This is a genomic window from Acidimicrobiales bacterium, assembly GCA_040219085.1.
In the GTDB taxonomy this organism is placed as follows: domain Bacteria; phylum Actinomycetota; class Acidimicrobiia; order Acidimicrobiales; family JAVJTC01; genus JAVJTC01.
Genome location: JAVJTC010000027.1, coordinates 35623 through 57792 on the forward strand (window position 1 = coordinate 35623; position 22170 = coordinate 57792).

At 69.5% G+C, this 22170-nt stretch carries 20 protein-coding genes; 6 read left to right on the forward strand and 14 right to left on the reverse strand.

Going from position 1 to position 22170, the window contains the following annotated elements:
• Positions 1-79 precede the first annotated feature (79 nt).
• Positions 80-703 (forward strand): lysoplasmalogenase, encoded by a 624-nt coding sequence (locus RIE08_11010; protein ID MEQ8718124.1) that lies wholly within the window; start codon positions 80-82, stop codon positions 701-703.
• Positions 704-718: 15 nt separating this feature from the next.
• On the opposite strand, the gene RIE08_11015 is transcribed toward RIE08_11010, so the two are convergent.
• From RIE08_11015 to RIE08_11025, 3 genes are all read right to left on the reverse strand, one after another.
• Positions 719-1297 carry a hypothetical protein gene (locus tag RIE08_11015; GenBank protein ID MEQ8718125.1) on the reverse strand — a complete coding sequence of 193 codons (579 nt, stop codon included), beginning with the start codon at positions 1295-1297 and terminating at the stop codon, positions 719-721.
• 204 nt (positions 1298-1501) lie between these two features.
• Positions 1502-1840, reverse strand: coding sequence for a hypothetical protein (locus tag RIE08_11020; protein MEQ8718126.1), 339 nt, complete (start codon positions 1838-1840; stop codon positions 1502-1504).
• Positions 1841-1909: 69 nt separating this feature from the next.
• Positions 1910-2515 (reverse strand): carbonic anhydrase, encoded by a 606-nt coding sequence (locus tag RIE08_11025; protein ID MEQ8718127.1) that lies wholly within the window; start codon positions 2513-2515, stop codon positions 1910-1912.
• Positions 2516-2544: 29 nt separating this feature from the next.
• On the opposite strand from RIE08_11025, the gene RIE08_11030 reads away from it, so the two are divergent.
• Positions 2545-3201, forward strand: coding sequence for a phosphate uptake regulator PhoU (locus RIE08_11030; GenBank protein MEQ8718128.1), 657 nt, complete (start codon positions 2545-2547; stop codon positions 3199-3201).
• A complete protein-coding gene (locus RIE08_11035; protein MEQ8718129.1) occupies positions 3198-4928 on the forward strand; it encodes a glycerol-3-phosphate dehydrogenase/oxidase in 1731 nt (576 codons plus the stop codon). The genes RIE08_11030 and RIE08_11035 overlap by 4 nt, the downstream gene beginning before the upstream one ends.
• 4 nt (positions 4929-4932) lie before the next feature.
• Here the strand turns inward: RIE08_11035 and RIE08_11040 are convergent, their stop codons facing one another.
• Genes RIE08_11040 through RIE08_11055 form a run of 4 tightly spaced genes read right to left on the reverse strand, consistent with a single transcriptional unit; the run spans position 4933 to position 8859 of the window.
• Complete coding sequence (locus RIE08_11040) at positions 4933-5778, reverse strand: hypothetical protein (GenBank protein MEQ8718130.1); 846 nt, start codon at positions 5776-5778, stop codon at positions 4933-4935.
• The gene (locus RIE08_11045) at positions 5775-7199 is read right to left on the reverse strand and encodes a fused MFS/spermidine synthase (GenBank protein ID MEQ8718131.1); all 1425 of its coding nucleotides are present in this window, start codon (positions 7197-7199) and stop codon (positions 5775-5777) included. The genes RIE08_11040 and RIE08_11045 overlap by 4 nt, the downstream gene beginning before the upstream one ends.
• Positions 7200-7234: 35 nt before the next feature.
• Positions 7235-8233: a cobalamin-dependent protein gene (locus tag RIE08_11050; protein MEQ8718132.1), complete on the reverse strand. Its 999-nt coding sequence runs from the start codon at positions 8231-8233 to the stop codon at positions 7235-7237.
• The gene (locus RIE08_11055; GenBank protein ID MEQ8718133.1) at positions 8230-8859 is read right to left on the reverse strand and encodes a MerR family transcriptional regulator; all 630 of its coding nucleotides are present in this window, start codon (positions 8857-8859) and stop codon (positions 8230-8232) included. The genes RIE08_11050 and RIE08_11055 overlap by 4 nt, the downstream gene beginning before the upstream one ends.
• Before the next feature lie 162 nt (positions 8860-9021).
• Between RIE08_11055 and RIE08_11060 the strand changes: the two genes are divergently transcribed.
• Positions 9022-11112 carry an EAL domain-containing protein gene (locus RIE08_11060; protein MEQ8718134.1) on the forward strand — a complete coding sequence of 697 codons (2091 nt, stop codon included), beginning with the start codon at positions 9022-9024 and terminating at the stop codon, positions 11110-11112.
• An 18-nt stretch (positions 11113-11130) separates the two neighbouring features.
• Here RIE08_11060 and RIE08_11065 read toward each other — a convergent pair whose 3' ends face one another.
• The 6 genes from RIE08_11065 to RIE08_11090 form a co-directional block, all read right to left on the reverse strand.
• Positions 11131-11472 carry a helix-turn-helix domain-containing protein gene (locus tag RIE08_11065; GenBank protein MEQ8718135.1) on the reverse strand — a complete coding sequence of 114 codons (342 nt, stop codon included), beginning with the start codon at positions 11470-11472 and terminating at the stop codon, positions 11131-11133.
• A 147-nt stretch (positions 11473-11619) separates the two neighbouring features.
• Positions 11620-13383, reverse strand: coding sequence for an SLC13 family permease (locus tag RIE08_11070; protein MEQ8718136.1), 1764 nt, complete (start codon positions 13381-13383; stop codon positions 11620-11622).
• Between the two features lie 46 nt (positions 13384-13429).
• Entirely contained in the window at positions 13430-14170 is a 741-nt protein-coding gene (locus RIE08_11075) for a hypothetical protein (protein MEQ8718137.1), read from the reverse strand.
• Positions 14167-15090 carry an ABC transporter ATP-binding protein gene (locus RIE08_11080; GenBank protein MEQ8718138.1) on the reverse strand — a complete coding sequence of 308 codons (924 nt, stop codon included), beginning with the start codon at positions 15088-15090 and terminating at the stop codon, positions 14167-14169. The genes RIE08_11075 and RIE08_11080 overlap by 4 nt, the downstream gene beginning before the upstream one ends.
• The gene (locus tag RIE08_11085) at positions 15087-15968 is read right to left on the reverse strand and encodes an ABC transporter permease (GenBank protein ID MEQ8718139.1); all 882 of its coding nucleotides are present in this window, start codon (positions 15966-15968) and stop codon (positions 15087-15089) included. The genes RIE08_11080 and RIE08_11085 overlap by 4 nt, the downstream gene beginning before the upstream one ends.
• The gene (locus tag RIE08_11090; protein ID MEQ8718140.1) at positions 15965-16924 is read right to left on the reverse strand and encodes an ABC transporter ATP-binding protein; all 960 of its coding nucleotides are present in this window, start codon (positions 16922-16924) and stop codon (positions 15965-15967) included. The genes RIE08_11085 and RIE08_11090 overlap by 4 nt, the downstream gene beginning before the upstream one ends.
• A gap of 181 nt (positions 16925-17105) precedes the next feature.
• Between RIE08_11090 and glgP the strand changes: the two genes are divergently transcribed.
• Both glgP and glgX read left to right on the forward strand, forming a co-directional pair.
• Positions 17106-19091: an alpha-glucan family phosphorylase gene (gene glgP / locus RIE08_11095; GenBank protein MEQ8718141.1), complete on the forward strand. Its 1986-nt coding sequence runs from the start codon at positions 17106-17108 to the stop codon at positions 19089-19091.
• A 23-nt stretch (positions 19092-19114) separates the two neighbouring features.
• Positions 19115-21226, forward strand: coding sequence for a glycogen debranching protein GlgX (gene glgX, locus RIE08_11100; protein ID MEQ8718142.1), 2112 nt, complete (start codon positions 19115-19117; stop codon positions 21224-21226).
• Here the strand turns inward: glgX and RIE08_11105 are convergent.
• Positions 21183-22121: a LysR family transcriptional regulator gene (locus RIE08_11105; GenBank protein MEQ8718143.1), complete on the reverse strand. Its 939-nt coding sequence runs from the start codon at positions 22119-22121 to the stop codon at positions 21183-21185. The two genes, glgX and RIE08_11105, sit on opposite strands and share 44 nt — an antisense overlap.
• Positions 22122-22170 lie beyond the last annotated feature (49 nt).

Here is a 22170-nt window from a genome sequence, read left to right on the forward strand (position 1 = left end):
GGTAGTGCCCGTGGCAGTGTGGACGCCGACCCGACGACCGGCGGATTCCGGAGGAGTGCGAAGTGACTGCTGACGGGCCGTGATCGGGCTCTGGGTGACCGGGGCTGCGGCGGTGTGGCTCGTGACGGCGACGCTGGCCCAGCATCGGACGCGTTTCGTGGCGAAGGCCGCCGCGTCAGCGGGGTTCGTGCTGGTCGTCGCTCTCGATCCGCTCGATGACACCACCAGGGCGGCACTCATCGCCCTGGGCCTCGCGCTCGGCGCAGTGGGCGATCTCGCACTCATGGGACGCGGTGAGGGTTGGTTTCTGGCGGGGCTCGGCGCGTTTCTCGCCGGCCACGTCGCCTATGCCGTCGCGTTCGGCTACGACCAGGGCGCAGCACCGGCCCGGGTGGCTGGAGCATCTGTCGCCGTGGTGCTCGCCGTCGTCGTCGGGCGTTGGCTGCGCCCCCGCCTGCACGGCCCGTTCCGCGTGGCCGTACCCGTCTACATCGTCGTCATCTGCGTGATGGTCGCCCTCGCGATCGGCGCGTCGTCGTCGCATCCCGCCGCGGCCGTCGGCGCCGCGCTGTTCGCGGCTTCGGACCTCTTCGTGGCCCGTGAGCGTTTCGTCGAGCCGGCCCGGTGGAACCCCGCTGTCGGTCTGCCCCTCTACTACGCGGGGCAGGTGCTCATCGCGGTCTCGGCGGTTGCGTGGTCCTGACCCGGGCCGACGGGGTCACATCGTGGACGGGTAGTACTCGCCGAGGTCGAGGGAGCCGATGTCGGAGATGAAGTCCGATTCGAACGGCCAGGCCCCCTCCCCGGGCAGCGGGGTCTGTGCGAAGCGGCCCCATGTGCCCCCCACCCGCTCGTGGCCGACGAGCGACCATGCCTGACGCTTGTAGGTCCAGTTCTCCGGTTGGAGGCGGTGGCACTCGTTGAAGTGGTGGATGGCCCGCTCCCGGTCGATCGCCCAGAGATGGTTCGCCAGCTCGAAGTGGGCCGCGGCCGCGGAGACCTCCGGGGGGCGGGGTCGTGATCGGGCGACGACCTCCTCGGGCGTCAGTCGGAACTCGCTGGCGGCACCGTTGGCAACCCAGTCCCGTATCGCGTCGGGATAGGACGCGCGGTCCTGCCCGGTGTAGATGAGCTGGAGGATCTCCTCACGCGAGGCTCCCTGTGCGCCGGTGGCAGCGGCCTCGCGGGCCAACCGGTCGCCGACGAACTCAGCGAAACCCTCGGGGTGTGCGGGTGGCCCGGCCCATCCGGACTCGGGTGGGCGCACGATGACCCCGCCCTCGTCGATCCAGATCACACTCGGGATGTTGACGACACCGAACAGCGCGTCCAGGCGGTGGGTGGTGTCGATGAGCGACGGGTGCTCGGGGGCCGCTGCCTCGATGTGGGGGCGGGCCGCCGCGGCCCCCTCGAGGGTGAGGGCGACGGTGACGACCTCGAGGCCGTGGGGATGGAGTTCGCTGCGCAGTGCCTGCCACCCGGGCAGGTCGAAGGCGCAACCTCAGTAGGGCGCCCAGGCGACCAGCAGCACCTTCTGTCCCCGCAACGAGGACAGGGCGAAGTGAGTGCCGTCGAGGTCGGGCAGGACGAGGTCGGGGGCCTGGGCGGAGCCGAGGGCCCGGCCCCCCACGGTGTCAGGCCCGAGTGCCCACAGCCCCGCCTGCTCGTCATGGATCAGGGCCATGCCGAGCCGGGCCGCCACGTCGGGGAGGTCGAAGTCGCCGTCGGCGCCGCCGAGCGGCACGCATATCTCCGCGCGGCACGCCCCACGGGGCTCGACCTTCCAACCGGTGCCCGCCGCGAACGCTGCGGCATCGATCTCCAGATCTTCGAGCAACATCGTCGATCCCCCCGGTCACGTCGTGCGGACAAGCTAGTGCGGTTCCCCGTCGGACCGCGGGGTCAGGCCTCAGGTGACCTCTTCGAGCCTGGCCGTGGTGATGTCGTAGACGAAGCCGCGGATGTTGTCCTTGTAAGGGATGAACGCACTCAGCGTCAGCCTGGTCATGGACTGGCGGACGTCGGTGGCCGCATTGGTGAACGACTCGAGCGCCCACGGCGGCTTGATCCCCAACTCGGCCTCCAGACCGGCCTTGAACTCGTCCTCGGAGACCAGCTGGAGCCCGCAGTCGGTGTGGTGCACCAACACGATCGCGCGAGTGCCGAGGTGGCGCTGGGACAAGGTCAGGGAGCGGATCACGTCGTCGGTTATCACCCCGCCCGCGTTGCGGATGATGTGGGCGTCGCCGTTGGCGAGGCCGAGCAGTCTGAAGATGTCCAGCCGTGAGTCCATACAGGTCACGACGGCCAGCCGGCGCCGCGGGTGGACGTCGAGTCCGGTGTCGTCGAAAGCGTCGGCGAAGGCCTTGTTCGCGGCGAGGAGATCGGAGATGTCGACTGGATCGTGGGTTTCGATGATCGGGATGATCGCGCGTCCCGTACGGGGGCGGAAACATCCCTGCGATAAGGGTCCGGCGTCGCGTCGTCGGGCCGCGTACTCTCGTGACGTGTTCACGAACGGGCCATGGTTGAGCGGGGCGACGGGTGAGTGAGTCGCGTCACCGCTTCCGAGAGGACCTCGACGAGGTCTCGCTGCGTTGTGGTGATCTCGCCGCGGGCATCGCTGGTCACCTGCGGAAACTCGCAGAATGGGGTGTTCCGGACGAAGCTCTCGTCGAGGCACTCAGGGCGGCGTCCGCCCGCACCATCGAGAGCACCGAAGACCTGGAGCAGATGTGCGCCTCGCTGGTGCTGCGCGAGCAGCCCGTCGCGGGCGACCTACGGATGGTCCTCGCTGTCCTGCGTCTGGTGAACAACATCGAACGCAGCGCCCGCCTGCTCGAGCACACGGCCGAGGCGCTCATCACCATCAGCAGCGTCGACGCTCCGGCACCGGTGGTGGACGCCGTAGCTGAGCTACGTGACCGCGCCGTGTCGCTCTTCGAGTTCGCAGTCACGGCCTTTCGTTCCGGCGACGTGGACCTCGCCGAAGCCATCCGCCGCGGCGACGACGCCGTGGATACGGCCGCGATCGAGCTGCGGCGCGTCGCGAACGAGCACTGGGCGGGCGCGGTCTCGCCGGCGGAGGTGGACGCAATCATGGCGACGGGGTTGGTCGGCCGGTACCTCGAGCGCATCGGCGACCATGCGACGGTGTTGGGTTCCGAGGCGATCTACGTGAGAACGGGAGACAGGGGATGAAGGGCGCCACAGCCATGCCACATGCAGCGACGTCGAGACTGGGTCCGGCCGAGCGCACGGCCGCACTGAACCGCCTCGGTTCGCAGACCTTCGACATCGTCGTCGTCGGCGGTGGCGTCACCGGCGCCGGGTGTGCCCTGGACGCAGCCACCCGCGGACTGTCTGTCGCGCTGGTCGAACAGCGCGATCTCGCCTCTGGTACGTCCAGCCGGTCCAGCAAGTTGATCCACGGAGGGCTGCGCTACCTCGAGCAGCTGGACTTCGGGCTCGTTTCGGAGGCGTTGCACGAGCGGGGCCTGATCAACGAGAACCTCTGTCCGCACCTCGTCGAGCCGGTGTCGTTCCTCTACCCGCTGCGCCACAGGGTGTGGGAGCGGGTGTACGTGGGCGCGGGCATCGCCCTCTACGACGTCATGGCGGGCCTGCAGCGCGGTGGCCTTCCCAGCCATCGCCATCTCAGCCGCCGCGGCGCGCTGCGCCTGGCGCCCGGTCTGCGCGACGACGCGCTCGTCGGCGCCATCCGCTACTGGGACGCCCAGGTCGACGACGCCCGCCACACGATGACGCTGGCGCGCACGGCCGCCTCGCACGGGGCCTCCGTGGCGACGAGTACACGTGTCGTGGACGTCCTGCGCCAGGGAGACAGGGTCACCGGGGTCGTCGCCGAGTGTCTCGAGACAGGGGCCCGCCTCGAGGTGCACGCGAAGCAGGTCATCAACGCGACCGGGGTCTGGACCGACGAGATCCAGGGCCTCGCGGGCCGCGGACGGATCCACGTACGGGCATCGAAGGGGATCCACCTCGTCGTTCCGCGCGACCGGATCCATTCCGACACGGGTCTGATTCTGCGGACCGAGAAGAGCGTCCTGTTCGTGATCCCATGGGGGCGGCACTGGATCATCGGCACGACCGACACCGACTGGGAACTCGATCTCGCCCACCCCGCTGCGAGTCGCGACGACATCGACACCATCCTCGGTCATGTGAACACGGTGCTACGGACCCCGCTGACCCACGACGACATCGAGGGTGTGTACGCCGGCCTGCGCCCGTTGTTGCACGGGGAATCGGAGGACTCGTCGGAACTCAGCCGTGAACACGCAGTGTCGCAGTCCGTTCCCGGGTTGATCTCGGTCGCGGGTGGCAAGTACACGACGTACCGGGTCATGGCGGCCGATGCCGTCGACGCGGCGGCCCGGGGTCTCGATGCACTCGTGGCGCCGTCGTGCACCGAACACGTACCGCTCGTCGGTGCCGCAGGCTTCGCTGGATACTGGAACCGACGGCACAGGATCGCGGCCGACAGCGGCGTCCACGTCGCGCGGATCGAGCGGATGCTGCGACGCTACGGGACCGAGATCGACGCGGTTCTCGATCTCGTCGCGGACGACCCCGACCTCGGACGTCCCGTCGATGGCGCCGATGACCACCTGCGGGCGGAGTACGTCTACGCAGCCTCACACGAGGCAGCGCTGCATCTCGATGACGCACTCACGCGTCGGACCCGTGTGTCGATCGAGACGTGGGACAGGGGAGTAGCGGCTTCGACCGAGGTGGCCCGGTTGATGGGTGCCGTGTTGGGTTGGGACGACGCGGACCGGGCCCGCGAGGTGGCGCACTATCTCGGTCGGGTCGAGGCCGAGCGCGAGTCGCAGACGATGCCCGACGACCACACGGCCGATGCTGCCCGGATGGGGGCGCCCGACGTCCGTACCGGAGGACGCTGAGCGCTCACCAGGATCGGGCCTCGGGGGGAGGAGCCGACGGGTCGGGCCTCGCCGATCCGAGGTCGTGTCGCCAGGTCACCTCGGGTTCCCCACCGCGGAGTTCGCTGAGAGTCAGGGCGCCATCGGTCGTCGCGGTGAGAAGGCGGCCGTCGTGGGCCCAGTCGGCCCACTGCGCCTCGTGCAGCGACGTGACTCCACGCGCCGTCACGAGGTCGTACCGCAGTGCCGACGGGTCGTGGGGCCCCGTACGGAAAGCCGCGTAGACGCCCGTCACACGTAGCTGTTCGTCGGCTCCCGGGCGCCGACGGACCATCGTCACCGGGCGCTGTTCGTCCCACGGTCCGCCATCGGCCCGCGGCGGGGTGTCCGGGGCCTCTGTCCATCCGTGGTGGCGCTCGACCGCGAACTGAATCGGCGCGTGGAGCCGGATGCCGAGGCGAGCGACGAGCGGGACCGATCCCACGTCGGGTTGGCCGAGCTCGCATGTCCCCTGCGAATGCGCATCGAACCGGGCTCCGCGCGTGTAGGTCGTTCCCGCGCCCCAGGCGGCGAGGGCGTGCAGCCACGGCAGTCGTGAGATGGCGGAGTAGATCTCGCCGGCGGCCCAGTCGGCGCCGGGCTTCTGGGCGGTGTAGAGGAACCAACGCCCGTCAGGGGAGAGGTCGCTGCGCTGTGGGAACAGTCGGCCGTGGAACCAGGCGCCTGCCTCGTAGTGGGCCCCGTCGACGTCCCATCGGCCGACCCTGACCCAATCCGAAGGGCCGCGGGCGATCACGGCCACGACGGGTCGGCGCTCGGCGACGATGCAGTAGATCCTCGGGGTGTACGCCGGCGGCTCGGACACCGTCATCGTATGAGCCTGTCCACGGGGGCGTAGTCGTCGGTCAGGTGCCCGGCGCCGTCGACGAGCGCATCGAGTTCGCCACCGCGTACCACGACGCCGTCGGAGGCGACCACGGTGAGGCCGGTGAGGTCGCGGTCGCTGGCGACGAGGACCAGGTTCGCGACGGAGGGCCCCGGGATGCCATCGGCCGGGACGATCGCGGCGGTGTTCGGGAAGACCTCGGTGAGGGTGGCGAGCTCGGCACGCGCGAACAGCGACGGCCCGCCGTCGATGACGTTCATCGCGTACGCACCGCCGGGGCGCAGCACACGGTCGACCTCCGCCATGAACTCCCTCGTCGTGAGGTGCCATGGGACGCTGCGCCCTCCGAAGGCGTCACCGATCACGATGTCGAACGCGTCCGTCGGGAGGTCCTCTATCGACAGTCGGGCGTCACCGGTGATCACCGAGAGGGACGGACCCGTCACGAGGCCGAGATGGTCGCGTGCGATGTCGACGAGCTCGGGGTCTATCTCGAGGACGGTGCTCGTCGAGCCGGGACGGACCGCCCCGAGGTAGCGGGGGAAGGTGAACCCACCGCCGCCGACGTGCAACGCGTCCAGAGGTCCCGGCGGGAGAGCATCGGCAACCTGCGCGAAGAGCCGCACGTACCGGAACTCGAGGCGTGTGGGATCGGTGAGATCGACGTGGGAGTGCCGCAGGTTGTCCAGAACCAGTATCCGCGAGTCGGGATCGGCGTCGTCGACCTCGATCCGTGCGCAGTAGTAACGGGTCTCGAACTCGCACGGAAGAGACGTCGTCGCAGTGAGCGCCAGGAGGCCGCCGAGCACGATGACGGGCAGTGGTGTCACGAGGGCCCGACGGCCGACCATGGCCAGAGCCATCAGAACGAGGATCGCGCCGGCGCCGATGATGGTGGGCCGGCTTGGCACGTAGGCGATCAGGACGAAACCGGTGAGGAAGGTTCCCGCGAGCGCACCCGCCGTCCCCGAGGCCGAAAGGCCCCCGACGACCGACCCCGTCTCGTCGAGGTCGCCCAGCCGTACCTTCGCCACCATCGGCGACACCGCCGAGAGCACGGTCGCGGGCGCCAGGAACGCCGCGACCGTCAGGCCGACGATGGCAGCGGGACCCTCTCCGACGCGCGGGCCGAGGGCTGTGACGATCGGTAGCGAAAGCCAGATCAGGCCGCCGCCGACGGCGAGTAACACGGGGAGCACCGGGCGCGGGTCGACGACGTCGGCGAGACGACCACCGAGGGCGCTACCGATTGCGATCCCGGCCAGGATGGTTCCGATGATGCCGGTGAAGGTCTCGAGGGAGACGCCGACGTAAGGGGCCATCAACCGTCCGGCGAGGATCTCCGTTACGAGGACGATCGCCGAGGTGATGAATACGAGGGCGGACGCGCTTCGGTGGGTCACCATTCCATGATCCCAGAAGCGTGCGCGGCGCCGGCACCCTAGGGCGCGAAAGTCGCCAGCAGGTCGACCGTCGCCCGGTCGACCGGTCTCAGCTCCGACGAGGCGTGGGCGAGCGCCGCAGCCAGGGCCGAAGGAGCGAGGTCATCGCGGGCCCAGGCTCGCCGGGCATAGTCGCCGATGTCGGTGAAGGCCGTCTCGTCATCGATCGATACCGCGATGGCGGCCGTGACGACCAGGGTCATGAGCGTCGATTGGGCCAGCGGGCCGCGATGGAGCGGGAACAGGTCGTCGTCAGGGCCGAGCCCTGCTGCCTCCATGGCATCGGCGACAATGCCCGGCGCGACGGCGCTCACCGCACGGTACGGCTCCATCGCGGGGGTCGTGGCCAGCGGTGGGGGACCCTCGTCACGCCATCGTGAGAGGACCTCGTCAGCGCCGTGATGGTCGCGAGCCCACCCGTCGGCACCGATCAACGCGGCCCGTTCGGCACTCACGGCCGCCCCGCCGACGAGCGTGGGCAGCCCCAGCTGGTGCGCCGCCGCGATCGACCTCACGGCACCCCCGAGGTTCTCGACTTGGGAGCAACTCAGCGCGATCGCCGTCCCTGGTGCTTCTGCGGCCATCGCGGCGAGCGACGATGCCGGCACCGACGCCCCCACGAGCGTCACGCGCCACCGCCGCGTACGAAGCAGTTCGGCGAGCATCCTGGGCGCGAGCGCATGCCAGTCACCCTCGGCGCAGGCGGCGATCACGTGGCCGCGGTCGCTGGGATAGTTGGCGCGTGCGAAGAGAGCTCCCAGAGCGGACTCGGTGATGGCGGTCGCAGCGTGTTCTTCTGCGACGCTGAGGCGTCCGTCGAGCCAGGCCTCACCGATCGCGCGCTGCGTCGGAATCAGCACCTCGTGGATGATGTCGCCGGGCGCAAACCCCGTCTCGAGCAGGCGGATGACGTGGGCCACGGCGGCCCGATGGTCGCGCGCCTCGATGAGTCGGAGATACGTCTGCGCTGCGTCGCGGTCGACCAGGTGCGCAGTCACGGGTCCTCTCCGGCACCGCCATCGGGCCAGCCGCCGCAAGCGAGTAGGTCGACCATGCGCCGGGCGTGGACGACAAGATTCGGTAGCACCCGCTCGAGGCGCATCCGGGCGATGCTCAGAACGGGCGTCGCTGCGACGATCGGATCGGCCGTTCCGAGCGACAGGTCCACGGGGATCTGTTCGCTCCGCCCCTCTTCGGGAGACTCCAGGACCGCTCCCAGGGCCTCGGCTGTGTCGGCCAGAGCCCTCGCGACATCGCCCGGGGTCCGGGCCCTCAGTATGGCCTCGAGGCAGCGGTTGACGATGGCGAGGGCCACGGGGTCCGTGACCATGCCGTCGCCGTCGCGGCGGGATCGATTTTCGGCTGTCAGCCGACGCGCTGCTTCGGCCGGAGTGAGTCCGCCGTCCACGAGTGCGCGGAGTGTGAGCAGCATCTCGACCTCGCCGTGATCGTACCGGCGACGTCCGCCCGGGGTCCTCGTCGGCGCGGGGACGCCGTAGCGACGCTCCCAGGCCCGGATCAGGTCAGGCGTCATCCCCACCCGGGTCGCTACCTCTCCGATGCGCAGCGACAGACCGCGGCTCTCATCCCCCTGGGGTCGCTCGCGATCCGCGCCTTGCGCCATGCCCCCACCCTAGGGGGTCCCGGTCCCTCGAGCCCGGCCCGCGCTGCGACCGCCACCGACAGTGGGGATTCGGGCTCCGGTCCAGCGCACCTGTTCGGAGCTTCTGGCTTCCTGGACACGATGTTCAGGTCCCCTCGAGCCGAAGGGGTACCATCTCCTGCCGTGGGGGACCTGGCGGACCTGGCGACCGACACCGCGGTGCGAGTCCTTCTCGTGGAGGACAGCCCCGGTGATGCGAGTCTCATTGTCGTCGCGCTCGAGCAGGGCGACTTCGAGGTGGTGCACGTCGAGACCCTCGCTCTCGCGCTGAGCCGCCTCGACAGTGACGACTCGTTCGGGTGCGTACTGGTGGACCTGGGCCTTCCCGATGCCTCGGAGCTGGAGGCTGTCGATGCCCTGCTCACCCGGTATCCCGGACTTCCCATCGTCGCCATCACCGGGAACACCGACGCGGAACTGGGCCTCGCGGCCATGCGCAATGGCGCGCAGGACTATCTCACCAAACACGAGATCGACGACGCCACGCTCTCGAGGGCGATGCGCTACGCGATCGAACGTCAGAACGTTCGTGGTCAGATCCGCGACGTCGAGGCACGCTTCCGGGTGATCGTGGAGAACGTATCGGACGTATTCCTCGTGATCGCCCCGGCCGGCACCCTCGACTATGTCAATCCGGCTGTGCGGACGGTGTCGGGTCTCGACCCGTCCGCCCTCCACGGCACGAGCCTCTTCGCGCACGTGCCCATTCGTCAACACGAGAGCCTTGCCGGAGCTCTAGCCGCCGCTGTGGCTTCTGAAGGTGCCGTGGTGAGCTTCTCGCTGAGACGTGAGGACGGCGGTTGGTGCGTTCTCGAAGGCTCGGCGAGGGCGATGCGGTGGGGTGCCGAGGACCGCGTCGTCGTCGTAGCCCGCGACGTCAGTGACAGGCAGCGCCTCGAAGCCGAGTTGGCGGAACGGCGTATCTACGACCCCCTCACGGGGCTGCCGAATCAGGCACTGCTCCATGATCGTGTCGCGCAGGCCGTGAAGAGACGCCAGCGGACCGGCAAGGCCTTCGCTGTGGCCTTCCTCGGTCTGGACGGCTTCGCAGAGCTCAACAGCGCCTACGGCCACGAGGTCGGCGATCAGGTTCTGGTGGCCGTCGCGCGCCGTCTCGAAAGTGCTCTGCGGGACACCGACATCGTGGTGCGTTACGCGGGAGACCAGTTCTGTGTGGTCTTCGAGCCCCTCGAGCACAGCCTCGAGGCTGTCGCACGGGCCGATGCGCTGCTCGCAGAGCTGGGGCGGCCCATGGACGTGGATGACCATTCCCTCTACCTCCGGGCGAGCGTGGGTCTCGCCGTGGTCGCGGACGGCCTCGACGACCACCACGGGCTGCTGCAGGCAGCGGATTCGGCGCTGAGCCGGGCGAAGGCCGACGGGGGCAGCCGCGTCTTCACGTGGCACGACTCGCTGCACGCCCGTGCCCGTGAGCGCACCGAACTCGGCGCCGCGCTGCGCGACGCCGTGGACCGCGGTCTGATCGAAGTGGCTTTCCAACCGATCGTGGAGCTGCGCACGGGTCAGATCTGCGGCGCGGAGGCCCTTGCGCGGTGGAGCTGCACCCCCGGCACCCACGTTGCGCCCGACGTGTTCGTCACCCTGGCCGAGGAGATCGGACTCGCCCGCCAACTCGACGATGGTGTACTCGCGCTCGGCCTCGCGCAGCTGGCCCGGTGGCGGACCGACGGTCTTGTTGCAGCTTCGTTCCAGCTCTCGGTGAATCGTTCACCTGCGCACATGGCCGACCAGGATGTCGCGGCGGACGTGCGCCGCGCGCTGGAGAAGGCCAGCGTCCCGGCCGACTGCCTCGCCATCGAGTTGACCGAGACCGCACTGGCCCGGGATATCGAGGCCGTGTCACAGCGTGTCCGGGATCTCGACGAGCTGGGCGTGAACGTCGCGATCGACGACTTCGGCACCGGGTACTCGTCCCTCGCGTACCTGCGGACACTGCCGATCGACGCGTTGAAGATCGATCGCGTCTTCGTCGCCGGGCTCGGTCGCGACCGTCGCGATTCAGCGATCGTCTCGACGGTCGTCTCGCTCGGAGTCGCCCTCGGCTGTGATGTCGTGGCCGAGGGGGTCGAGGAGACCCGCCAGTTGGATCAACTGCGTGCGCTGGGGGCCACCAGGGCTCAGGGCTATCTGATCAGCGAGCCGCTCGGAGCGGCCGAGTTCGCGGACCTGATGACCTCCGGGCGCACCTGGTAGGGCTTCGGCCCTGGCGGATCACGATGCGATGCCGGTCACCTCGTCGGTTCTGAAGACGTCGTCGAGGACCTCGTCGACGATGTCGGCGGCGGAATCGATCATGGTGAACCACACCCAGCCGTCACGACGGGACTCGGCGCGGACCAGGCCGGCGGCGACGAGTTCGGAGAGGTGACTCGTCAGCGCGGGGAGAGCGGACCCCGTGACGTCATCGAGATCCGCGATGCAGATTTCTCCGTGCGGCGACCGGGCGATCGTGCGCAGCAGCCGGAGCCGCTGTGGATCCGCGAGGGCTCCGAAGATGCGCGCCGCGACGAGTGCCCGGTTCCCATGGTCCAGTTCGACTGACGCCCGGTTCACTTCACCGTCTCCCGCCCGACACAGCGTGTCCGTCGTCGGCCGACAGCCGACGCGAAGCGGTACCTCCGCTTCTGGAGGTTACCGGTGGGCTCGCATTCCGTCCCGGGCACAAAGTCCCGACACCGGTGCCACGCGTCGGACCCCGGTTCAGTTGAGAAGGGTCACGACGGCCGCATTCGTGACGACGACGGCCACCGTGAGGGGGGAGCCGGCTCGCAGGTAGTCCGAGAAGCGGTACCCGCCGGGTCCGTACACCATGGTGTTGGTCTGATAGCCGATCGGGGTGAGGAACGACATCGACGCGGCGACGGCGACAGCGCTGGCCATCAGGCGCGGATCGATCCCGGCCGTCGTCGAGATGGCGAGAGCGATGGGCATCAGCACCGCCGCCGCCGCGTTGTTCGTCACCACCTCGGTGAGCAGGGTCGTCGCCACCACGACACCGAGGACGACTCCGAAGTCACCCATCGAGTCGAAGGTGTCCACGAATCCCTCGGCGATGCGCTCCGCGAGACCGCTGACCCCGACGGCCCGACCCAGGCCCAGCGCGGCTCCTATGAGGACCACGACGTCGAGGTCCACGGCCTTCTTGGCCTCGGCGAACGTGAGGACCCGGGTGGCGACGAGCGCCGCGGCGGCGAGAAGTGCTCCTTCGAGGACGGTCACGACGCCCGCTGCCGCCAGGGCGACGAATCCCGCCAGGGCTGCTGCCACGATCGGAGCCTGGGCCGTCACCACCGGATCGGCGCCGTCCAGGCGCGCCACGAGGAGGAAGTCGCGTCCCTCCCGCCACCGTTCACGGAAGCCCGCGCCGGCCATGAGGACGAGCGTGTCGCCGTGCCGGAGGCGTACGTCGCCGAGCTTGGCCTCCACCCTGTGGCCGGCGCGGTGGATCGCGATCACGGCCGCGTCGTAGCGGCCGCGGAAGCGGGCCTCCCGAAGGGTCGCTCCGGCGACGGGGGATTCGCGGCCCACGACGGCCTCGAAGAACGCGAGTTCGCCGGCGGGTGCGCTGATGGACCGGGCCGTGGCTGGTGGTCGCAGGCCGGCCATCTGCTGGAGATCGACCACCTGGTCGATGCGGCCGACGAAGCCGAGGCGATCACCTCCGACCAGGATCTCGTCCGGGTCGACCGGTCCGAGGACACCGCCGTCGCGGTGGATCTCGACGAGGTAGACGCCGGAGAGGTGCCGCAGACCCGCAGCGGTGACCGATGTGCCGTCGACGGCACCGCCGGGCACGACCTCCATCTCGAAGGTGAACTCGCGCATGGTCGCCGCGACGTCGTTCGCCGCACCTGTGCGATCCGGGATGAGCCGCGCCGAGACGGTGAGCAGGACGGCGAGACCGACGAGCGCAACCGGGCCACCGACCTTGGTGATCTCGAACATCGTGAACCCGTCGCGTCCCGACTCCTCGAGAAGTCCTGACACGACGAGGTTCGTGGAGGTGCCGAGCAGGGTCAGGGTCCCACCGAGAATGGCCGCATACGACAAGGGCAACAGAAGCCGCGAGACCGCTTCGCCGTGGCGGCGCGACCAGGCGACGACGTCGGGGATCATCATGGCGACGAGGGGCGTGTTGTTGAAGACGCCCGACGCGAGTGCCGTGGGCGCGGCGAGTCGGGCCAGACGGGCTCTGTCCCGCCCCGGCCGGCCCAGCACACGCGACACGACCGGTGACAACATGCCGGTCCTTCGTGCGCCTGCTGCGAGGACGTAGAGGGCGGCGACGGTCAGCGGCGCCGGGTTGGAGAACCCGCTGAAGGCCTCACCTGCGTCCAGGACGTCGGCGAGCAACAGGGTGATGGTCGCGGCCAGTACGACACCCGACGGCGGGAAACGGCCGACGGCCAGACCCATGAGCGTCCCGATGAGGACGAAGAGTGTGATCCACTCGTCGCCGCTCACCTGTGCCGCCTGCGCCGCGCGCCGTCCACCGGTCGAACCCGGACCATCAGTCGATCTCGCGACGCGCGAGGACGACCGCCGTCCCGACCGCCCCGATGAGCCCGACAGCCAGCGGCGTCACCACCGAGGCGGTCGTCGAGGCCCCGCTGAGTGTGGTGGAGACGTCCATGGCCTCGGCGACGATGGACTGCAGATAGCCCGATATCGACAGGCGCGCGAGGCTGTCGCCGATTCGCGCTATTCCGTTCTCCCAGCTCAGGATGTAGCCGAGCGCGAACCACAGCCCTCGGCGGAGGCGGGCGCCGGCGAGAACGAAGAGGCCCGAGTAGGCGACGGAACCGATCACGACGGCGGCGATCACCGGCGTGACCAGTCCTTCGGCATCAGCGACCACGGCGGCGACCACGAGCGGCGCTCCGACCACGGGCAGGGTCACGAGGATCGATGTGAACACCGCGGCGGTTGCCAGAGTGATCCTCGAGACGGGCTTCTGCCACAGGTAGACGAGCGTCCGGTCCTCTACGAGGTCGCCGACGACGGCGCAGCCGATCCAGGCGACCGCCACCGGCAGGATCACACCGAAGCCCATCTCCGCGACCAGTAGTGCTCCCGCCTCGCTCGGGTCGTCCGAGCCGCGTGTCGCTGCCGCCAGCGCGATCGTCAACGACGAGAGCAGCCCGAGCGAGATCACCCGTGCCCGATTCACGTGCAGACGAAGCAGGAGGCGGGTCAGCACGATCAGATCCGACGACGACCGGACCAGCGTCGGTGCCTGCCCTGTGCTCACGGTGACTCCACCAGGTAGCGGAAGACGCTCTCGAGATCGTCGTCGAGCGGACGGACCTCGATCAGGTTCACCCCGGTGTCGAGGACCAGCCGGGGTAGCGACCGTGCGAATGCGGCTCCGTCGGAGGTCTCCAGGGTCACGGTGTCCTCGTCGATACGGACGCCATCGACCACATCGGCCGCGACGAGCGCCGCTGCCAGGGGGCGCGGGGTGTCGCAGCGGACTGCGATGCGCTGAGGCCGGTCGTCCATCAGCGTCCGGAGGTCACGGAAGTCGCCCTCGGCGGCGAGCCGTCCCCGGGCGATGACGAGGACCCGCGACCCGATCCGTTCCACCTCCTCGAGGACGTGGCTGGATACCAGCACGCAGCGCCCCTCCTCGCCGAGGCGGTGGAGGAGGGCGATCATCACATGCCTCTGGTGCGGGTCGAGACCGGTCAGCGGCTCGTCCAGGAGGAGCACGGGAGGCTCGTGTACGAGCGCCTGCGCGAGCTTGACGCGCTGGCGCATGCCCTTGGAGTAGGAGCCGAGCAGTCGTACGTCGCGGGGGTCGAGCTCGACCACCTCGAGCGCTGTGGCCGCACGAACGTCGGGTTCGGGTAGGTGCTGAAGCCGGGCGCTAACCGCGACGAACTCGAGAGGTGTCAGGTTCTCGAACATGCCCTCGTTCTGGGGCACCAGCCCGACGGATCGGCTGACGGCGACGTCGGTGCGGGGATCGCGACCGAGGATGGACACCGAGCCCGACGACGGACGAGCGAGTCCGGCGAGCATGCGCAACAAGGTCGACTTCCCCGCACCGTTGGGGCCCAGCAGCGCCGTCACCCCCGGACCGATCTCGAAGGAGACGTCCGAGACCCCGACCACGGAGCCGAACCACTTCGAGGCGTTGTTGGCGCCGACCATGGCGGGCGGGCTCATCGCGTCACCGGAGCGCGGCGGATACGTAGCCAGCAGATCGCGCCGCCGAGCACGGCCCACGCGATGGGCGCACCGATCACCGCATAGTCGGGCAGCTCGCCGATGCGGGGTGCCGGCTCGCCGATCTCGTCGCCGTAGATGCGGGCGCCCATCTCGACGACGAGGTCCTGGAGGTTCATGAGGTAGAGCCACGGGGACGCGTCCGCCGCGTCGACGAACGCGACCACCGACACCGTCGAGACAAGCAGGAAGAGGACCACCACCGCCGAGGCGATCCCACGGCGGCTCGTCAGGGTGGACAGCGCGAGCGCGACGGACGCGTACACGGCCGCCGTCAGGATGCCCACGGCGAGAATCTGCACGAGGAGCTCGAGGGTCCCGAAGGGAACTCCGGGACCGGCACCCTCGATGCTGAACGCGACCAGCATCAGGAGCTGCGGGCCGGTGGTGATGACCAGCATCACAGCGACGATCGCGCCGACCTTGGCCACGGTGTAGCTCGTACGCGTCAACGGTGCGGCCAGATAGAGGCCGAACATGCCGGTGCGCCGGTCCGTGACGACGGCCTCCGGCGCGGCGAAGGACGCGAACAGGACCACGGCGAACGTGACGATGCCGCCGTACTCCGCGTACCCCGGCAGGATGTCCTCCTGCAGTAGATCTTCGGGGAGGAACGCCGCGAGCCCCACGAAGACGACCGCGGGGATGAACGCGAGCGCCACGACGATGATCGGTGCGATCTTGTGTCGGAACTGGCGGCGGAGCCCCAGCACACGCTGGATGGTGTGCAGCGCGAGGTCGACCGTGGCGGCGGTGGGGCCCCGTCGTCCACCTTCGTAGCGGCGGTAGCCGAGGTCGTGGATGCGGGCGTCGCTCACAGTGGTGCACCCCCCGCCACCTGCGGATCTGCGTCCTCAGCGAAGAGGTCCTCCAGCGAGCCGCGTCGCGATTCGAGCCGGCGCAACCCGGCGCCGAGGTCGCTGACCGAAGCGCAGATCGCACCCGTGACACCGTCCGCGACGGGGACGGCGAGTCGGCTCGGTCCGATGACCTCGCCGCCGTGGCCGCGCCCGGCGAGCGCCGCGACGACGAGGCCGGCATCGACATCGACGTCCACGATCAGAGTGCCCGTCTCGGCCTGTACCGATGAGAGCGCTCCCGAGCGCAGCACGCGTCCGTCGCGCAGGACGACCACATCGTCACAGATCTGCTCCACTTCGCGCAGCCTGTGCGACGACAACAACACCGAGATTCCGAACTCCCCCCCGATGCGTGCGATGAGGTCGAGCATCTGGCCCCGCTGCATGGGATCGAGCCCGTCGGTGGGTTCGTCGAGCATCACCAACTCGGGGTCGTGGGCGATGGCCGACGCGAGCTTCACCCGCTGGCGCTGTCCGGTGCTCATCGAGCCGATCGGGCGGAATCGTTCCTCGCCGAGCCCGACCAGCCAGAGGGTGTCGTTGGCCCGTTCCGTCGCCGCCTTGGCGGGGATGCCGTGCAACACGGTCAGGTGTCGCACGAGATCGTTGGCCGTCACGTCGGGCGGTAGATCGTGGTGTTCGGGAGCGAAGCCGATGCGCATCCTCAGCTCCGGCCCCGCCATGTGGGGGTCCAGGCCGAGAACCTCCAGGTCCCCGCCATCGCGTGGGCGCAGGCCCAACAGCATCGAGATGAGCGTCGTCTTGCCCGCTCCGTTCGCTCCGATGAGCCCGGTGATGCCCGGTCGCAGCGAGAAGTCCGCGTGGTCGATGACGGTGTTGTCGCCGTAGCGCTTCGTGACCGCTCGTCCATGCGCCACGGCGGACGTCTCGAGGGAATGCACCGCCGGGATCACGACGGCAAGTGTGGCGCGTCGCGCGGCGTTTGTGCGCCGGGCCGCGTCATGGGCGCGAGCCAGTCGGCGAAGAGGTCACCCCCGGGCCGGCTCTGCGCCACCTGCGGACGCCCGCGATGTCGTCGGGCTCGCGGGCGTGCCTGTACCGTGTCTGCTTCTCTCACCCCCGGAGGAGCCGACGATGGTCGACGTATCCACCGCCCGAAACGCGCTCGTCGCGTTGGCTCAGAACCACAGGTGGACCTGGCACGGAGCGACCCGTGACCTGCTCGAGAGCCTGCCCGGTGCCCCCGGCGTCCACCCTGCGGCCGTCATCGCCGATCTCGACGACGACGCCCTCGTCGCCTGGCTCGCAGACGAGGCCCACGGCTCGGCACTGGTCGACCTCTCCGCCGATCTCGAGGCCCTGGTCAGCCGACGCGCCGCCACGCGGGTTGCGTACTTCTCACCCGAGTACGGCCTCACGGACCTTCTGCCCCAGTACTCCGGCGGACTGGGGATCCTCGCAGGGGACCACACGAAGTCCGCCAGCGACGAGAACATCGGACTCGTCGCGATCGGTTTGTTCTACCGCCAGGGCTTCTTCCACCAGGAGATCCATGGCGACCGCCAGGGGGAGAGGTACGAGGCGGTCGATCCGGCCGGTGTGGGTGCGGTCGACACGCGGACCGCCGTCGAGGTGGAGATCGGCTCGGCACGCGTGACCGCCCGCATCTGGCGCATCGACGTGGGCGCCACAGCGATGCTGCTCCTCGACACCGATGTCGAAGGGAACGATCCGGAGTTCCGCACGGTGACCGACCGGCTCTACTCGGGTGACCGGACCCACCGTCTCCGCCAGGAACTCATTCTCGGTGTGGGTGGGGTGCGGGCGCTGCGCGCGCTCGGCTTCGAGCCCGGCGCGTTCCATCTCAACGAGGGACATGCATGCTTCCTGCTGCTGGAACTGCTCGCCGAGCGGATCGCTGCGGGGGCGACGCTCGGTGAGGCGAAGCAGTGGGTCCGTGACCGCACGCTGTTCACGACGCACACCCCGGTGCCCGCCGGTATCGACAGGTTCGACGCGGGTCTCATCCGTCGGGACCTCTCGGTCTGGCCGGAGCGTCTGGGAATCACGATGGAGACGCTGCTGCGCTGGGGTCTGCTACCCGACGACGGCGCGCCATACCCGTTCAACACGGCAGCCCTGTGCCTGCGCCGCTGCGGCGCTGCCAACGGGGTGTCGACACTGCACGGTGAGACGAGCCGCCAACTCTTCTCGTCCATGCCGAGTTCGGGGCGTATCGGTTCGGTGACCAACGGGGTCCATGCGCGGACCTGGGTCGCGCCCGGGCCGGCCGCGCTCTTCGACGAGTGCCTCGGCGAAGGCTGGGACGGCGGAGACGAGGCGTCGTGGGCGCGGGCCGCAGACATCGACGACGCATCCATCCGCGCGGCGAGGGCGCCCGGCAAACAGGCCCTGGTGGAGCGTGTCGCCGCAGCCACGGGAACCGACCTGGATCCCGAGGCGTGCATCATCGGTTTCGCCCGGAGGTTCGCCACCTACAAGCGCGCCCACCTGGTTCTGCGCGAGCCCGAGCGCATCGAGGCACTCCTCGCCGACGACGAGCGCCCGGTGCAGTTCGTCTTCGCCGGAAAGGCCCATCCCGCCGACGAGCCCGGCAAGGCCCTGCTCCACGAGATCGTCCGCTTCTCGCACAGCGCGACCGCCCGTGGACGGTTCACGTTCCTGCCCGACTACGACATCGGCGTCGCACTCGACATGTACGCCGGCTGCGACGTGTGGCTCAACAACCCCCGTCGTCCCCAGGAGGCCTGCGGAACCAGCGGCGAGAAGTCGGCGCTGAACGGCGGGTTGAACTGTTCGGTGCTCGACGGCTGGTGGGCCGAGTGGTTCGACGCCTCGTGGGGGTTCGCCGTGCCCACGTTCGAGTACCTGACCGATCTCGCCGAGCGTGACGCCGCGGAGGCCGCGGCGCTGGTGGATCTCCTCACGGCCCGGGTGATCCCGGGCTTCTACGACGGCGGCGCCCACGGCCCGCGCTGGTCACAGTTGGTGCGCTCCGGTTGGGTGGGCCTGGGCCCACGCGTCACCGCCGGGCGGATGGTGCGCGACTACGACGAGCGGTACTACACGCGCCTCGTCGAGGGTCACCGACTCCCGTGAGCCGGCCCTGGCCGGGTCGGGCGATGCCACTCGGCGCCCACTGGGACGGCGAGGGTACGAACTTCTCGCTCTTCTCGGAGATCGCGGAGGCGGTCGATCTGTGCCTCTTCGACGACGACGGCAACGAGACGCGCCACACGCTGGGCGAGGTCACCGCCTTCGTCCACCACGGCTACCTACCCGGGGTCGGCCCGGGGCAGCGCTACGGATACCGGGTCCAAGGGCCGTGGCAGCCCGCACGGGGTCACCGCTGCAATCCGGCCAAGCTGCTGTTGGACCCCTACGCCAGGGCCATCGATGGCGACTGGACGTGGCGGCCCGAGACCCGGGACGCGTCGCCGGGCGACCCTGACACGGCGGACACGTCCGACAGTGCGCCGTTCGTGCCGCGCTCTGTGGTGGTGGACTCCGCATTCGACTGGGGTGATGACGCCCCGCCGCGGACGCCGTGGCACCAGACGGTGATCTACGAGACCCACGTACGGGGTCTCACGATGACCCACCCCGATGTCCCGGTCCCCCTGCGGGGCACGTTCGCCGGCATGGCACACCCCGCCGTGATCGACCACCTCGTGGACCTGGGCGTGACTGCGGTCGAACTCCTACCGAGCCAGCACTTCGTCACCGAGGCCGTTCTCGCCGAACGCGGCCGGAACAACTACTGGGGCTACTCGACGATCGGCTACTTCGCGCCACACGGCGCGTACTCGTCGGCCGGAACCACCGGTGGACAGGTGAACGAGTTCAAGGCACTCGTGCGGAGTCTGCACGCGGTAGGTATCGAGGTCATCCTGGACGTCGTCTACAACCACACCGGCGAGAGTGGCCTGGACGGTCCGACTCTGTGCTTCCGGGGTATCGACAACCTGTCCTACTACCGGACCGATCCGGAGGACGCCGCCACCTACGTGGACTTCACCGGTACGGGCAACACGCTCGACATGCGTAATCCGGGTGTGCTGCAGATGGTGATGGACAGCCTTCGGTACTGGGTGACCGAGATGCACGTCGACGGCTTCCGTTTCGACCTGGCATCGACACTCGCCCGGGGGCTCTACGACGTGGACCGGCTCTCGTCGTTCTTCGACCTGATCCACCAGGACCCGGTGGTGAACTCGGTGAAGTTGATCGCCGAACCGTGGGACCTGGGCGAGGGTGGCTACCAGGTCGGGAACTTCCCGCCTCTGTGGTCGGAATGGAACGCGGAGTACCGCGACGGCGTGCGGGATTACTGGCGCGGCGCCGACGCCACACTCGCCGACTTCGCGTACAGGTTCACGGGGAGCTCCGACCTCTACGGGCAGGCCGGACGGCGTCCCTCGGCGAGCATCAACTTCGTCACGGCCCACGACGGGTTCACGCTGCGCGATCTCGTGACCTACGAGCACAAGCGCAACGACGACAACGGGGAGCAGGGGCGCGACGGTACCGACGACAACCGGGCGTGGAACTCGGGCGTCGAGGGCCCCACCGATGACCCCGTCGTGAACGACGTGCGCCGTCGCCGGGTGCGCTCGATGCTCGCCACGCTCATGTTGTCCCAGGGCGTTCCGATGCTGCTCGGGGGCGATGAGATGGGGCGGACGCAGGCAGGCAACAACAACGCGTACGTACAGGACAATCCCGTGGCCTGGTACGACTGGGACGATGTCGACCGCCCGCTACTCGAGTTCACACGCCGGCTCATCCACCTTCGGAAGGCACATCCGGTCTTCCGACGTCGACGCTTCTTCGAGGGACGTCCGGTCATCGGCAGCAGCCTCGACGACATCGGTTGGTTCCGTCCCGACGGCTCGGAGATGACGCCCGAGGACTGGACCATGGGCTATGCGCGTTCGTTGACGGTGTTCCTCAACGGTCTCGAGATACCGGCCCGCGGCCCGAGAGGTGAGCGGATCACCGACGACTCCTACCTCGTGATGTTCAACGCCTCGGCCGACCCGCTCACCTTCACGGTGCCTCGCGGGCTCGGGGGGCTGAGCTGGCGCGTGGAGCTGGACACGGCCGAGGTCGACTCCGTCGACCACGCCGTCCAGGAGCACGACACATGGGTGGTGGGCGGGTGGGCCGTCGTCCTGTTACGCCGGACGCTCACACCGGCATCCGCGCCATCAGGCGCCGGCCCGCTTCTGTGAGCGCCGCCACCAGATCGCCGGAGGCCACGCCGCCTCCGGTCTGGCGGCGCGCGACGACGATTCGACGGCTGGCGATGGGATGTGCCGCGACGCGCCGGATGCGGGGGTGACCCGCGACGTCGGCCGATTCGGGTAGCACCGTCCATCCGACGCCCAGCGCGACCATCTCGCGCAGCACCTCGGGCTGGTGGGACTCGGCGACGACGACGAACGGCGCTCCCGCCGCGCTGAGCGCGGTCTCGATGACCGCCCGGGTGTGGGCGCCGGGCGGGAACATGACCCAGGGACCCCAACGTCGGGGGTCGTCCGCTGCCTCGGCGCTGACATCGACGGGTGCATAGACGTCCAGGGATTCCTCGAGTACGGCTTCGGTGGCGACGCCCTCGAGGGGCGTGGCCGGATCGACACAGACGACGACATCGAGATCGCCCCGGACGAGCCCGGCCAGTAACGATGCCGACGACGTGACATGGAGGTTGAGCTCGAGGCCCGGCCGCTGCTCGCGGAACTGGCGCAGAGGGTCGGGGAACCAGTGGACGGCAGCGGCGTCGATCATCCCGACCCGCAGACGTCCGGCGCGTCCCTCGTTGATCTCCGCCGCCCAGGCGGTCAGGTCGTGGGTCGCCGCGAGTACGCGACGGGCGTGTGTGAGCACCGGCCGGGCCTCGGCGCGCAGCGCGCGCCGACGGCCGTCACGGTCGAACAGGGTGACGCCGACGCGCCGCTCGAGTTCGGCGAGTCCCTGTGACAGCGCGGAGGGTGACACGCCGAGGCCGGCTGCCGCCTCGGCCCACGTCGAGGCCTCCGAGACGGCGTCGAGGTAGGCGAGTTGTTGCACGGTGATGTCGGGCAGCGGCTGGCCGGGGGAGCCGTGTTTGGTGGGCGGTGTCGTCATCTGATGAAGTCATCCTTCACAATCATGCGCGGACGATGAGCAGGACTTA

Bases quoted from the DNA above. Each gene is read 5' to 3' on its own strand.
- RIE08_11055 (MEQ8718133.1), bottom strand. From the start codon at position 8,859: ATGGCGCAAGGCGCGGATCGCGAGCGACCCCAGGGGGATGAGAGCCGC.
- RIE08_11105 (MEQ8718143.1), bottom strand. From the start codon at position 22,121: ATGACGACACCGCCCACCAAACACGGCTCCCCCGGCCAGCCGCTGCCC.
- RIE08_11040 (MEQ8718130.1), bottom strand. From the start codon at position 5,778: ATGACGGTGTCCGAGCCGCCGGCGTACACCCCGAGGATCTACTGCATC.
- RIE08_11080 (MEQ8718138.1), bottom strand. From the start codon at position 15,090: ATGAGCCCGCCCGCCATGGTCGGCGCCAACAACGCCTCGAAGTGGTTC.
- RIE08_11045 (MEQ8718131.1), bottom strand. From the start codon at position 7,199: ATGGTGACCCACCGAAGCGCGTCCGCCCTCGTATTCATCACCTCGGCG.
- glgX (MEQ8718142.1), top strand. From the start codon at position 19,115: ATGCCACTCGGCGCCCACTGGGACGGCGAGGGTACGAACTTCTCGCTC.
- RIE08_11035 (MEQ8718129.1), top strand. From the start codon at position 3,198: ATGAAGGGCGCCACAGCCATGCCACATGCAGCGACGTCGAGACTGGGT.
- RIE08_11020 (MEQ8718126.1), bottom strand. From the start codon at position 1,840: ATGTTGCTCGAAGATCTGGAGATCGATGCCGCAGCGTTCGCGGCGGGC.
- glgP (MEQ8718141.1), top strand. From the start codon at position 17,106: ATGGTCGACGTATCCACCGCCCGAAACGCGCTCGTCGCGTTGGCTCAG.